Here is a 14,622-nt window from a genome sequence, read left to right as displayed (position 1 = left end):
ACACTTCCGCCCTCTGGCTTCCATGGCTGTTCAGCCGATCTGCTCCCAAGTGTTCCCGCCCGCCGCATTGCTTTCGCCAGCTTTTTCTGATGCTGTCCAGCCTGCGGCTAATCTCCTCTTCCAAAGGACGCTCTCAGTCGGTGACGTCCTATTCCTGTCGGCCTCTGAAGATCCGAGTCTTGTTCTTTGCATTTACTTATAGTATAATTCCTTTATATGCGTGAAATATTAGCATAGATTTATTTTGATTGCAAGGCTTTTTCAAATGTCCAAAATGCATTCAGGAAATCTTTTGCCATCCGGCCTGATACGCCGAAAAATTTTTCGCGCAGAGACAGGTGTCGCCAAATGGACGTTTAAGCACAAGACCGACAGAAAGGTCTGGGCCGCGCCTCTTGGCTCACTGCCCGCTAAAATAAAGAACAGGAGTAGATTTTATGGAACATCTGTACATACCGCCCGATTACAAATCTGAGCTGAGCCTCTATGACACACAGGTCGCCATCAAGACGGTCAAGGACTTTTTTCAAAAGACGCTGGCAGAGCAGCTTTATCTGCTTCGGGTCTCCGCGCCGCTTTTTGTCACCCCTGAATCGGGTCTCAACGACAACCTGAACGGCGTAGAGCGCCCCGTTACCTTCGGAATCAAGGAGCAGAACGAGCGCCCGGCTGAAATCGTGCACTCTCTGGCGAAATGGAAACGCTACGCCCTGAAGCAGTATGGCTTTCATATCGGGGAGGGCCTTTACACAGACATGAGCGCTATCCGCCGGGACGAGGATACCGACAATATTCACTCCATTTACGTAGATCAGTGGGACTGGGAAAAGATTCTTCTTAAAGAGGATCGGAACGTCGAATATCTGAAGGACACCGTCCGCAAGGTTTACAAGGCCCTGAAGAAGACAGAAAAATACATGTCGATCCAGTATGACTACATTGAAGAGATTCTTCCGAAGGATATCTTCTTCATCACCACCCAGGAGCTGGCAGACCGGTATCCGGATAAAACCGCCAAAGAACGTGAGGATCTGATCGCCCAGGAAAAGGGCGCCGTCTTCCTGATGGAAATCGGCGACAAGCTGGCGGACGGCAAGCCCCACGACGGGCGTGCTCCGGATTACGACGACTGGCACTTAAACGGCGACATCATCGTCTGGTATCCGGTTCTCGGTCATGCGCTGGAGCTTTCCTCCATGGGAATCCGCGTAGACGAGGAGGCCCTGGCCCGGCAGTTAAAGCTGGCAGGCTGTGAAGAAAGAGCCTCTCTTCCATTCCAGAAAGCGATTCTGGAAAAGAAGCTCCCCTACACCGTAGGAGGCGGCATCGGTCAGTCCCGTATCTGCATGTTCTACCTCAGAAAAGCGCATATCGGAGAGGTTCAGGTATCCATCTGGCCTGACGAGGTGCGGGAAAAGGCTGCCAGATACGGAATCAACCTTCTCTAAAGCATGTCATTTCTATTTGGGAAACCGCAAAAGCGGGAGCATATCATCGTTCGATATGTTCCCGCTTTTTTTGTCATTCTCCTCCAGAATAGTAATAATCGTAATATTCCGGCGGAAGCTCCCGGAGCACCCCTTCCTCATCATAAGGGCGCAGCGCCTCATAGCTGTACTGCTCCGCCTCTGATATCCGCTGTGTACGCAGCACCCCTTCCTGAGTACTCAGAACCAGATGGCTGTCCGTCAGGTAAGAATTCAGCGTATCTGCCCATTCACGAAAATATTCATCCTGATAAAGTACAGTGCCATTACTGTTCCACTCAAAGCTGCTTCCTGCAAGCTGCAGAATCTCTCCGGAGCTGCTCAGCCGGAATACCTGATAATCATAACAGCCGTAATCATATCTGTTTTCAATGTGGACGGTCAGAATATATCCTGTCCCATCCATTTCTCCAAGATAAATGTTATTCCAGCCCGCTCTTGAGATATGCGCGCTTTCGGCAGCAAGAAGCTGTCCGTCCGCATCCCGGAAAAACACAAGGCCGCTGTCCCCGTCTCCAATATTTCCGGTATATACCTGGACCTCCTCCATACCGGCTGCATCGCTGACATCCCACTGCTCCGCACCGTCCAGCGTATAATAGGTATCCAGAAGCTGCTGTGCGTCCAATCCTGTAACCTGCTGCATATCCGCATAAAACGTGTCTGCCGATGGTGGCTGATACCGTATTCCGTATGTCTCCAGCGCATTCGGCTGCTCGGTCTCTCCTGCGGTTTCCGTATCCATCGCAGCTCCATCATACAAATCTGGATTCTCAGAGCTTGTACCGGAGGGGTTCGCCAGCAGCCAGACTGCTGCCAGGATACAGACTGCTGCGATTCCTGCCGTCAGGATCCGCCTGGGCCTCCGGTAGCGCAGCACATTGCGGATCCGCTTTTTCGTATCGCTCTCTCCAAAAGCCAGCGGCAGTCCCTGAAACCGGCTGTGCCCGGAAGCCAGAGAAAGGAGCGAGGCCGAGTATTCCTTTTTTACGCCGTTTCCCAGCTTTTTCAGCACCGCCTCATCGCAGGACATCTCCATATCACGCCCGCTGAAGTGGAAGGCCGCCCAGACAAGGGGATTAAACCAGTGAATTACAAGAGCCAGCCAGGACAAGGCCCTGAAAACCGGGTCTCCCCTCCGTATATGGATCCTTTCATGCAGGAGTATATAGCGCCTTTCCCGGGCTTCCAGCCCCTCCGGCAGATAAATCCGTGGACGGAGAAGCCCCAAAACAAAGGCCGTCCCTGTGCCTGAAAGCCTGTAAATTCCCTCCTCCTCCCGCACTGCGCCTTTCAGCTTCCGCTTCAGGCGGAAAAGCGAAGCCAGACTGTATATCAGCAATACAGCGGCCCCCAGAAGCCAGATGCAGCCTGCAGTCCACAAAAGGATCTGCATGGGATTCACCGACCCATGAGGATTTGCTTCCGGAAGAATCTGGTTCACCGGCCCGCTCACGCCTGGAACCGGAAGCTCCACCTGCGGCTCCAGCTGGTAACCGATATCTTCTGAAATATACTCCATGCGTCCCCCGTCTTCCGCTCTGTTTTGAAGAACACCCAGAAGGGAAAGCGGGGCAGGAAAGGATACCGGGCAAAGCAGCCGGAACAGCACCACAGCCCAAAGCGCATAGGAAAAAATTCTCGGAGCTTTTTTCAGGAAAAGCCGGAGCACAAACACCGCCAGAATCACCACGCTGGCCGTCAGACTCATATTCAGTACCTCAATCAGGGCTTTCTCCAGCATTTGTTCAGCCATCTTCCCCCTCCTCATACTCCTCAATGAGCTTTTTCAGCTCCGCAATCTCTCTGCCGCTCAGCCGCTTCCGCCTGGAGAAGGCTGTCAGAAATCTCGGCAGCGATCCGTCAAAATGCTCCTCCAGAAACTGTTCGCCCTGGGCCGCCAGAAACTCCTCCCTGGTCATCAAAGCACACACAACGCCGTCCTCATTTTTGAAAATTCCCCGCAGGCAGAGGCGTTTCAGCATGGTATACATCGTCGTACGCTTCCAGCCAAAGGCCTCCTTGCAGAGCTTCGCAAGCTCACCGGAAGCGATCGGCTCCTTCTCCCATATCAAGTCTGCAAATTTCTGCTCCATCTCTCCAAGCTTATAGGCTTCCATACCAGCTCTCCTTTACAGTCCCTGTCTTACGGATTCTTTCGTACATATCAATGAATCTGATTTTGATTGCAGTCTAATGCCTTTAGACAATTTTAGTCTAACAGCATTAGACTGCACTGTCAAGCAAAATGGAACAAATTTTCAGGAACGTACCTTCTGTTCATATCTTCAAGGCTTCTGTTCCCCTTTCCTTCCATGGGCTTTCTCTGTGGTTTTCTGCAATTTTCTGCTTTTCCCATGCAGGCTCCAAACCAGAACCAGCGCTGCCGCTGCCGTACAGGCCAGGCACAGATGCAGCGCTGCAGAAGTATTATCTCCCGTAGGCACATCCGTTACCCTGGCCGGGCTGCCTCCTCCTGACCCGGACACCGGATTCTCCGGTTTTACTGCACAAGTAAGTGTCTCATCCTCCGCAGTATATGTGATGCCCAGCTTATCTGCCGTAAGCTCGATATGGTTCACAAGCTTCTCCCCATCAGCCAGGCCGCTGCCTGCCTGTACATGATAGACGGGCTTTTCTGCCTCCGTAAATCCCGGCTCTACTGTTCCAAACCGGTACTGAAATGCCGTAATTTTCTCGCCTTCGGTCAGATTCAATCCTTCCTTCGTCAGGCAGCTGTTCACATCTGCCGGAAGCTTATCCTTCCACAGACGGTAGGCCCCGTTCCGGTTTGTCTGATACCAGATGCTGTAGCTGTCTGCGTCCTTCAGCCCCTGGAAGGTTCCCGTCCATAATTCTGTCAGCTCCACCTGGGACGGAAGCGTATCCGTCAGAGTAAAGTTATCCACACTGCAGTTACCCGTATTGCGGATCTTTTCCACCGTATAGAGGAATTTTCCCTGTCCCTTTATCTGTTCTGGTGCAGCTTTATCGACTTCGATTCTCACATCATTCGGCTGGTCTGCGATCGACAGCCTTACCTGTGTGATACCTGTCACGCCGTCTGCCTTGTCAAAGCTGAACGTCTGCTTGTCTTCTGATACCAGATATCCGTTCGGAGCAGAAACCTCCCGGACCGCATAGCGGAAGCCAAACGGCAGGTCGGATTCAAACACAGCAAGGCCATCCGTTCCCGTCTCACTGCTTTCCAAAAGCGTTCCCTGCGCCGCTATGACCGCCCCTTTCGCATTTCTCACTGCTTCGTCCGCATACAGGCCAATGACTGCTCCCGCAAGCGGCTCTCCGGACTCCAGGTCTGTCTTTAAAACCTCCACCTGAACTCTCTGGCGCGGATTGGTCCATGCCAGAATTCCTTCGGCTGCCGGCACCGGATCGGTATATCCGTCCACATAAGCCAAAGTAAACGCGCGGGCTCCGGTATCCCGGGCAAAGCCCTCTGCCGCAGCTGTTTCCACTATCTCATAGCTGCCCAGATGCATGCCCTCAAAGCTCACTACCCCCAGGCTGTCTGTCCTGCCGGATGCCGCTTTCTGAATATTCCGTACACCGGAAGCTGCCACGTCTCCCTTCCGGAATACCAGCCCCGTAATTCCATCCGGATGAAAAATATCCTCTGCCGCATAGACGGTAAATTCCACACCCTCCAGAGGCTGCCTGTCATAATGGAAAAGCGATTTTACAAACGCTGCAGCCTTTTGAAGAAGCGTCCAGCTTTCCAGCATTTCTCCGTCCTTGTTCACTCTGACCTCTCCGGTCACAAAAGGATTTTCCAGAATAATTTCCGCGGTTTCCGGGATTGTAGTCTTATCCAGCTTTCCCGTATCTGTCACTCCTGTGGTTACGTCTTCCAGCATAAAGCTCACCCGGGAACCGTGCGGCTCTGTAATGGTTCCGTTCACAGAAGACATGGCGGCTCCTGTGAAGCTTACGAGATAACCGTCTCTTGGCATGGTCTCTGTCACCGTATAAAGAGTATCAGGCTCCAGCCCCTTAATGGTATATCCGCCGCTTACCTTTGTAATCCAGGCCTTCACCGGATTTCCTTCCGGATCCTCCACCCGAAGAGAAGCTCCTGCCAGCTCGTTCCCTGTCATGTCGTCTATCAATCTGATATTGAGCGAGGTGACGGCATTCTCAATGAAATCACAGAAGGAAAGATAGTGAACATTGTCATTGTGCTCCGCCTTATTTACTTCAAAAACAATCTCCTTTCTGCTGCTGTAATGGCCTGCCGGAGCCTTCGTTTCCACAACCCGGTACACGCCTGTCGGCACATCCGCCGTAAAATGCGCGGCACCGTCATCACCGGAAACAGCCGTTTCTATCTCCCGGCCTGCCGGGTAAATCAGCGTACCATGCAGATTTCTCACATCCTCTGCCGCATAGAGTGTAAAGGCTGCGCCTGGCTGCTCTGTCCGCACGCCCTCATCCACACTGTATTTGGTGACCGCCATACCTGCCGGTACTGTTTCCACATAGATTATTTCATCATCACTGTCTGTCACTGTCTTATCCGGAAGATAGTTCGGGGTTCCATCCGGGAGCTCCGGCATCATCGGATCGGGCACCGGTTCCGAAATTCCTCTGACAGCTGCAATGTTGAAAATGGCACTGCTGCCCGCTGCATCCACCGGAACCTGATACTCAAAATCTAATACAGCGCTTTCGCCCACAGCCAGCTCTCCTATCGCCGCTTCAGTCCCTTCAAAGGCTCCCTTTGTACTTTCCGTAAAGAATCCTTCTTTCAAGAGCTGTTCCTCTACAAGCACATCTACGAGCCTGCAGTCGCCAATATTCGTAACCGTAAGCCGATAATGTGCCGTCTCACCGGGTCTGTACACCTGCTTATCCGCTTTCTTGACAATGCTGATCTTCGGATTCTGTACGACAATAATCTCATTGTCCTCATTTTCTACAGAATGAGCGGTCTCTACCCTGATCTCTTCTTGATCTGTATCCTCTACAATCCGCGGTTCGTCTGTACTGCCATCCGGCAGCTTTTCCGTTCCTTCCACAGCCGCTGTGTTCGACAGCAGCGTCCCGTTCGGTGTTTCCTCCGGAATTGCAAAGGGATAGGAAATGGTTCTGCTCTCTCCAGACTCCAGCTCTCCTATGACCCCTTTTTCGCCGAGCTCCACTCTGCTGTCCGTGATAACCACACCTTTAAGAGCCACATTTCCGGTATTTGTGACTGTCAGAGTATAAACCGCTGTCTCGCCCGGCTTCAGCACCTTCTTATCCACAGACTTCTCAAGATCAATGGCCGGAGCACTGTCATTTTCCACAGTCACCTCTTCATCGTCCATCGCCTTCACATCTTCCGGGGGCGCAGGCTCCTCCGGGTCTTCCGAGCCTCCCGGGGACTCGGGATCCGGAACTGTCGTCCCTGTCACCACCGCTACATTGTGAATCTTCTCTCCTGCTGCAGCATTCTTCGGAATCGTGTACCGATAGACAAGCTCTACGCTGTCTCCTGCCGCCAGACTGCCTATTCTGGGGCTGTCTGCCCACTCGCCCCCGACCAGACTGTCCTCCACGGTTACATTCTCCAGATCCACATCGCCCGTATTGGTAACTGTCAGCGTATAATTCACGGTCTCTCCCGGCTTGTACACATATTTCCCGGCCCTTTTGACGATACGGATGCCTGGATTTTTATGCTCCGGATCGCTGCTCTCCCCTGTCACGGTCACAAGATTTTCGATCTGTCCGTTCCTGTATTCCTCCGGAATCTGATACTCATACCGCAGGCAGACTCTGCCTCCTCCCGGAAGGGCGTGGATGCTCACTGTTCCATCGCTGTTTAATACAACGCCGTCTCCCTCTGCCTGTGCCGCAGTCAGCACAAACCTGCCATCCAGCGAATCCTCTACAAGTATATTTTTCAGCTCATACGCATTCGGATTTATTACCTCGACCGTATAACAGGCGGTGTCACCAGGCGCATACATCCTCTGATCCGCAGTTTTCCTGATCAGAATGTCAGCGCCGCGCACAAAGATTTTTTCCAGATCAGAATCCTCTGGCTCTATATAAGAAGAGGGATCTACGATAATCGGCTGTCCGTATTCATCCGTTCCCGGATCCGGAATGACAGGCGTTCCAATCGCATGCACGGTATTGTCGATCCGGCTTCCTGCCTGCGCATTGTCAAGAACCGTATATGGATACTCAAAGCTGCAGACCTCTCCAACAGCCAGAGCATCGATCACTTTTATCTGGCCGCCTGCCAGGCTGTCGCTTACCCGCACATTTTCAAGATCCACATCACCCGTATTGGCCACAGAAATGTGATAGGTTACCGTCTCCCCCGGGTCGCAAATCTCCTGATCCGCATGCTTTGCAACCGCCACTGCCGGATGATAGACAAGCTCCTGCGGCTTTGGCTTTTCAGGCACTCTCGGCGGAGTCTCAATTTCCTGCTTTGCATTTTCATAATTCACCCCAACTGCAATGATTTCTTCCGGCCGTCCGGTCATATCTTCGGAAGCCTCTATTCTGACTGACCGGATGCATTCTGTCTTATCGCGGTAGTAGCCTGCCGGCGCCTTTACCTCGATGACCTCGTATTCTCCCGGAGGAAGTCCGGTCAGCTTCACCAGGCCGTCCCCGTCAGTACGCAGCACATAGCTGACTGGAGTTCCGCCAAAGCGAGTATCATTATCCGCGATCTCCTCCGCAGATGGGATCTGCCGTTCCACATTGGCGCCATGCTCTGCATAAAAGGCCTCTATTTCTTCTTTAGACGCGTCTGCAGCATGCTTTATGCCAAGATATGCTCTGACGTCCGCAAGCCCGCCGATGCCATCCACAATTTCCAGCTTGTAATTCTGCCAAAGCTGTTCCTTACCACCGTCTCCATCCAGCTCCGCGTATTCATCCAGGACCACAGCTCCCTTTTCAAAGAGAAGTCCTGTATAGCCGTCCGGATACTCGATGTCCTCCTTTGCCCGCAGCACATACTCCGCACCCGGCAGTCCCCGAAGCTCATAGACCGGTGTCTCCAGAATATTTCCTCTTTCATCCTCCGTAGTTACCGTACCCACAGCCTCTTCCCCTGTCTTTTCAATCGTGAGCTCTCCGAGAAGCGGCCTGTTGAACACACTGACCACCTGCAGCTCTTCCTGATCGAGAACCGTAAACCTTATGGAATCGGTCACAGCACCGCTTTCATCCGCATAGCTTTTTTCAAGCTCCGTACCTTCTCCGGATGTCTCATAATCCTCCCGGATATACAGCTTATAGTGATACCCTTCCGGGCTCACCAATTCTTTAAGCGTATAGGTTTTCCCGATTTCCAGCCCCCGGATGACCGGATTGCCCTCATGAACCGTCAAAAACGTCGTAAACGCATTGCCGTCCGAATCCAGAACTGTCATCTGTGCGCCATCCAGCTCCTCTTCCGTGTAATAGTCCATCAGATTGACCTGTACCCGGACGGGCGCGTTCCGTACCGTTCCGGTCAGAGAAATCCTTTCTCTCTGGTCCTCCCGGTAGGAAGCATCCACATGGATTTTTGTACTGTCTGACGCATAGCCGAACGGTGCCTTCAGCTCCTTCACATAATATTGGCCAAGAGGCAGATCTGGCGCAAAGACCGCGTTTCTCACCTGTCCGTCCGAACCCACAACCGTCTCCGCCGACGCAATCAGCGTTCCGGCCTTCACAACTGTCTTTCCCTTATCATTCTGAAGATCCTCCGCTGCATACAGGCCAAACACCGCTCCGGCAAGCGCTGTTCCCGTCTCCTGATCCTGCTTGGCTACCGCAATTTCGACCTTCTGCCTCGGATTCATATAGGCTGTATCCCGGTAAATCACCGGAACCTCCTGGCCTGCATAGGAAATCTCGATCTCGCGCGGCACAGCATTCTCTTCTGACAGCGCAAAGCCTTCCCCCGCTTTTATCTGTGTCACCGTATAGGCTCCAAGAGGCAGCCCCTTTGCGATATCCGTGCCTTCCCAGTCCTCCTGTCCTGTCCAGGCCTGGCCGTCCAGATCCGTGGTCAGCGTCATGACCAGCTCCTCCTTCTCGTACAGCAGCCCGGCATTTGCTCCGCCCTCAGGGCTCCAGATATCCTCCGCGGCCCGGATTTCAAACTGAGCGCCCTCGATAGGCCGCATTTCGTAAGTAAATACATAATCCCGGTATTCGCTCAGCTCCGCCTCGGTCATTCCGTCATCATCCGGCACGTCCAGTCCAATCAGCCCCTTCACATAACCAAAGAACTGGTCCAGGGCGTCTCCCAGGCGCGTCAGAATCGTACTTCCCTCCTGCTTTGCGGACACCAGCCTTTCCCCCTCTGCATAAATAGAGATCTTGCCGATGGCGGGATCATTCTGCTGTCTGGCTGTCACAATGTAGGCGCCAATGCTGCTGTCATAGACAGCTTCTGATGAAGATACCAGGAAACGCGTTGCCCCCTGGGGCGCCGCTTCCCAGGCTCCATCCTCTTCCGTTTCATAATAAGTCTGATTGCCTGCCGGGATGGAAGCATCCTTCGCAATCACGCCTTCATGTCCCTGCAGCACATAGCCCTCCGGCGCGGAAAGCTCCTGGAGCTCGTAGGTTCCTGCCGGAAGTTCTTGGGGCGTCTCTATATACACGTTTGCCGTCTCATCCTCCTCAGACGCAATCAGCTTCGTTGTATAAGGATTCTCCTCCGTTCCCAGATACGTTCCCTGGCTGTACTGGACAACCAGATCTCCATACTGCTCTCTGTAGGCATTCTTCTGAGCCGTCGTCATTTCCCGGGTATAATACTCGAACCATGCGCCGTCCACATCACGAATCACATAAGAGGCACCTTCTTTCAACACCGGCCTTCTGCTCTGGCTGTCCGCCTTTTCGATCCGTACCAGCGCCATCACCGGACGATCCATAAGGAGCACCAGATCCTCAAGCCCTTCCCCCTTCCCGTCGCCGTCCACGAGGCCGTCCTCGTCGTCTGCACGCACGTTGATTACAAAGGGACGGGTGGCCGTCGTATTCTCCGGCGTAGTCGTCTCAATTACCAGATAACGCCCATAGGGCAGGGCAGGCACCTTTACAATTCCTCTGTCGTCACTCTCAAGCTCTGCCACAAAGTAGGCGTTCTCATTGCCTGTAACATCCGCAATCTCATGCCTGGTTCCATCACTGTAGGAGACAGTCTTGACAAGCCTTCCTTCTGTCACGTCCTCACTGTCCGCCTCCTCATAAACGACAGCCGGCGAGGTCTTCCGGAACGCAGAATAATCCAGTGCAGCCGGATCGCGGAAATCGTCGATGACCGCCTGCGGCAGCTCTTCATCTGATACCTCCACATACCTTCCTTCTGCCAGATCTGACACGAGATAAACAGAAAACTTCGCTCCCTCCATGGGATCCAGCCGATCAGAATTATCCGTGCCTGTCATTTTGTAGAAGGACAGGGCCTGCTTCTTTACCTGCTCATAAACCGGATAGTCCGAAATTTCAACTACCGGGATCCTTTCCCCCTGCCAGGCCAGTTCAAAGAAATATTCTTCCGGATCGATCAGATATCCTTCACTTGCCGCCTCTTCCCGTAAATAATAGCTGCCAAGCTCCAGATCCTCTATCACAACGGTATATCCGGAACCAATTTTCAGCCTTGCAGTTCCATCGGCGTCATACCGGTACGTACGCACACCGTTTTCCGCTCCCACATAGCTTACTCTGATTTCATCGCCCTTTCTGTACAGAACGGTGCCGCTCTGATCCTGATGGACAATATCCTCAGCCGCATAAAGCTTATATTCCGCTTCCACAAGTGCCGCATCGCCCTGAGGCAGCGTATCCCGGGCCTCCAGATCATTTTTTGTGAAGGCCAGCTTTCCGAGAACCCTCTGATCCCCAAAGGTTCCCTCCGGATGATTGGAAATGGTAATCGTAGAGCGGTTCTGCGCCTCATCCGGCGATATCACAAGGTCATAGACGTTCTTGTCCGCATCCGAAGACGCCTCTGTGACAGAGGCCGGATCCTTCCAGTCTCCGAAATAGCCTTCCGGCGCTGAAGTCTCAATAATCCGGAATTTCCCCTGATTGTCCTGTGCATAATAGAGCCAGGACGGCGTAATATAGCTTCCCTTTTCTGTCTCCGCCAGCACCATTCCTTCGGAAGCTCCGGTCATCGCTCCCGTCTCATAGGGCTCCGAAGACGGGTCCGTTGTACCTCGGTAGGGCAGATACCTCCCTGCACGCGCACTCCAGGCATAGACAGAAAAAACAGCTCCGCTCAAAGGATTTCCAGTTTCTTCGTCGACCTTCTTCAGCTGTGCCTTTACCTTAAAGGGCTCATTGTACAGCTGGCTGTCCGTCACACTGCCTCCGTTTTCACCGGGCGCCCCGGCGGTAATCACATTATCCAGCTTTGTATAGAATTCCGGTACGGCTTCCGTAACCTCATACTGCACAGTCCGTCCATTTTCATCATACTTAATCAGCGGCTTTGTGCTGCCGTCCGGCATCAAACGTACAGAAAACGCATAAGCCCAGTCCCTGCCGGCGTTGGTGTTCGCATTATTTACCTGAGCAGCAGCAGACTGTGACGGAAGTGTACGCATCAGGCGTACAGTCACCCTGTCCGTCTGAGAGCCGCTGACTGTCCAGTTTTTCTTTCCCGTAAACTCCACCGTGCCGTATTTCAGTCTAGGCGTCACCACGCCGGTTTTCCGGGCTTCCTGATTATAAATACCGCCTTCTATCGTGTAGCTCATTACCGCTCCCGCTTTCGTGAGATCCTCCGCGGCATTTGCAGCGTCCCGGTTCGTCGGGTACGAGGTGTCTGAGAGAAGATACCGGTACGCATCCTTAAGCCTCAGGCGGATGGTACATCTGTAGGTCTTTCCGGCTCCCTCCGGTATCCTCCAGGTAAGCCTTCCTGTATTTTTGTCCAGGCTGGCTGCAGACGCCCCTCCGTCTGCGCTGACCACCTCCACAGGCTCCCAGTACCTTGTCTCTATCTGATCCGTAAGGACTTTATCTGCAGCCCGAATCTCACCTGCCTTGGAGTGTATGCTGAACAGGGTCTGTGCCAGGGCCGAATTTTCTTCTCCTGAGAAAGAAAGATTCTGCCACAGGCTGGCCGTGTAGGTCCCGTCTGCGTTCTGCGTCGCCAGCTCCGCAAGAAATCTGGAGCCTTCCGATCCCGAAGGCATGCCGATTGCGATAGTAAAGAGCTCCGTATTCGGCAGCGCCTTGATCCGGTTCGCCATACTTCGGACTTCCGCCCAGGTATGTCCATTGTCATCTGCTTTATCCCCGCAGATACCGTCTGATATAAAAATAACCTTTGTATAGACGCCTGCGTGATCCCTGTCTCCGGCATTTCTCTTCGTAATCATATCATAGGCCTCTGCAAAGGACTCATAATAGTAGGTCCCCGCAAAGGTCTTAACCCCGCTGACCGCTGATTTCACTGCGGCGTAGTTTTCTGTCCAGGGTGTGTAGTTATACAGGCCTCTCTCCCGATATGCATCAGGACCTCCAAAATAGGTGCCATCCGCAAAGCTCCAGAATGCGACCCTGGATTTTATCCGGCCTGAGGGGACGCCGGCATTGTCTGCAGCTATCCGGTCCACCAGCGAATAAATCGCCGCTTTTGCCATGGTAAGCCTGTCCTGGCAGCCGTTCGAATAGCTGACGCTGATATTGCTGCCAGACGAGCTGTAATGCCGCTTCGTCCAGCTGCTGGCGCCTCCGGGCAGGTCATCAAACCAGACTCCGGAATACGCGTCATAGCCTGTATAGTAATCCAGAAGCCAGAGCCGGATTCCCCCCTTGTAATAGTAATGCTCCCGGTTGATGCAGGGAGAATTTTCATTGATTACGCCCTCTCCTCCGCCCTGCTCCCAGGTGCTTCCGTTCAGCGACATCGTACGCGTCCTGTCAAGGATGATGATATAATCTACCGGAATATTGGCATAATCCGATGTATCCCTTTCCGTAATCGTAAGCTCTGCATAACCATCCTCAATGTCTGTCCACCTTGCCGATTTCGCAAGCTCCACATCCGGCTCATACTCCTTTTTGGTAGATGATGTGCTTCCCTGCCAGTCTCCTGTGATGCTGCCATCCTCAGCCGACACATCGCCCAGATTCTGGCCTTCCCGTTCCGACAGGACTACCTCCACATCAGACGCCGGCATCACAAATGTGACGGAGGAACCGGAGACAGTAAAATCCAGATCTGCACTCTCCTCCCCATACGTCGCAGTCGCAGTCCAAATCTGGGACCCCGTATAATTCACGGATACTGTGACGTCCGCTCCTTCATATAAATCCTCCGGTTCTACGGAAAACTCAAAAGCCTGCCCGCCTTCCTCCAGGCTTTCCGCTGTAACATTTACATGGTAACGGGGCCATGGATCCGCTTCCGCCCTCACGAGCATATCTGTCTCTGCCGCCAGAAATGTCAGCGTAACTGCTCCCTCCTCTTCCGGCCCGGCAGTCTGATATTCTACCTCCGTTTCCTCCCCGTCCGTGACAAGAATACTTTCCAGCTTCAGATCATAGCCTGCATCAGGAGTCAGAACCACCGATACGGTATCTCCCGGCAGATACGCTTCCTTGTCAAATCCAAAACGGATAAATTCTCCTTCGCCAATGACTGAAATTTCTTCCGTCGGTGGCTCCTGGGAACCGTCTTCCCCGGAACCATTCTCCCCGGAGCTGCCTTCTCCAGGATTTTCTTCCGTTTCCTCTCCCTCGCCAGAGCTCTTTCCAGTCGTCTCCTCTCCTTGGCCGGAGTTTTCTCCTTCCGTTTCCTCTCCTTCTTCGGAGTTCTCTCCTTCCGTTTCCTTTCCTTCTTCGGAGCTCTCTCCTTCCATCTCCTCTCCTGGCTCTTTCAGGTTGGGATTCTCCGCCTTTTTCTCCTCCGCCGGTTCTTTTTCTTCTGCGGACTCTTCCGCCGTCATATCCGCCGGCTCCTCCGTGCCGTCCGCCATTTCAGTCTTTCCATCTGCCGCTTCCATTTCAGCCGCCGGCAGCGCGTTCCATGCATACGCCGGAGCTGTCCCAAAATGCGGCGCTGCAAGTGTAAACGCAAGGAGCGCAGCCAGAAGACGCGCCCTGCATTTTTTCCTTTTTTTCATAGGCATTCCTTTCCAGGAGG

The 14,622-nt window shown here is 53.2% G+C and carries 4 protein-coding genes; 1 reads left to right on the top strand and 3 read right to left on the bottom strand.

The window, feature by feature from the left end:
• Positions 1-437: 437 nt before the first annotated feature.
• Positions 438-1,448 (top strand): aspartate--ammonia ligase, encoded by a 1,011-nt coding sequence (gene asnA / locus B5E77_RS14395; protein WP_087166053.1) that lies wholly within the window; start codon positions 438-440, stop codon positions 1,446-1,448.
• Positions 1,449-1,521: 73 nt separating this feature from the next.
• Here the strand turns inward: asnA and B5E77_RS14390 are convergent, their stop codons facing one another.
• From B5E77_RS14390 to B5E77_RS14380, 3 genes are all read right to left on the bottom strand, one after another.
• Positions 1,522-3,243 carry a M56 family metallopeptidase gene (locus tag B5E77_RS14390; protein ID WP_162609713.1) on the bottom strand — a complete coding sequence of 574 codons (1,722 nt, stop codon included), beginning with the start codon at positions 3,241-3,243 and terminating at the stop codon, positions 1,522-1,524.
• Complete coding sequence (locus tag B5E77_RS14385) at positions 3,236-3,607, bottom strand: BlaI/MecI/CopY family transcriptional regulator (protein ID WP_087166051.1); 372 nt, start codon at positions 3,605-3,607, stop codon at positions 3,236-3,238. The genes B5E77_RS14390 and B5E77_RS14385 overlap by 8 nt, the downstream gene beginning before the upstream one ends.
• Positions 3,608-3,775: 168 nt before the next feature.
• On the bottom strand, positions 3,776-14,602 hold the full coding sequence (locus tag B5E77_RS14380; RefSeq protein WP_143468646.1) for a SpaA isopeptide-forming pilin-related protein: 10,827 nt from the start codon (positions 14,600-14,602) through the stop codon (positions 3,776-3,778).
• Positions 14,603-14,622 lie beyond the last annotated feature (20 nt).

Origin of the sequence: Lachnoclostridium sp. An131, from assembly GCF_002160825.1 — a bacterium.
Taxonomy (GTDB): domain Bacteria; phylum Bacillota; class Clostridia; order Lachnospirales; family Lachnospiraceae; genus Laedolimicola.
Note: the sequence above shows the minus strand (reverse complement) of the source record. Positions and strands in the feature narration are given on the sequence as shown.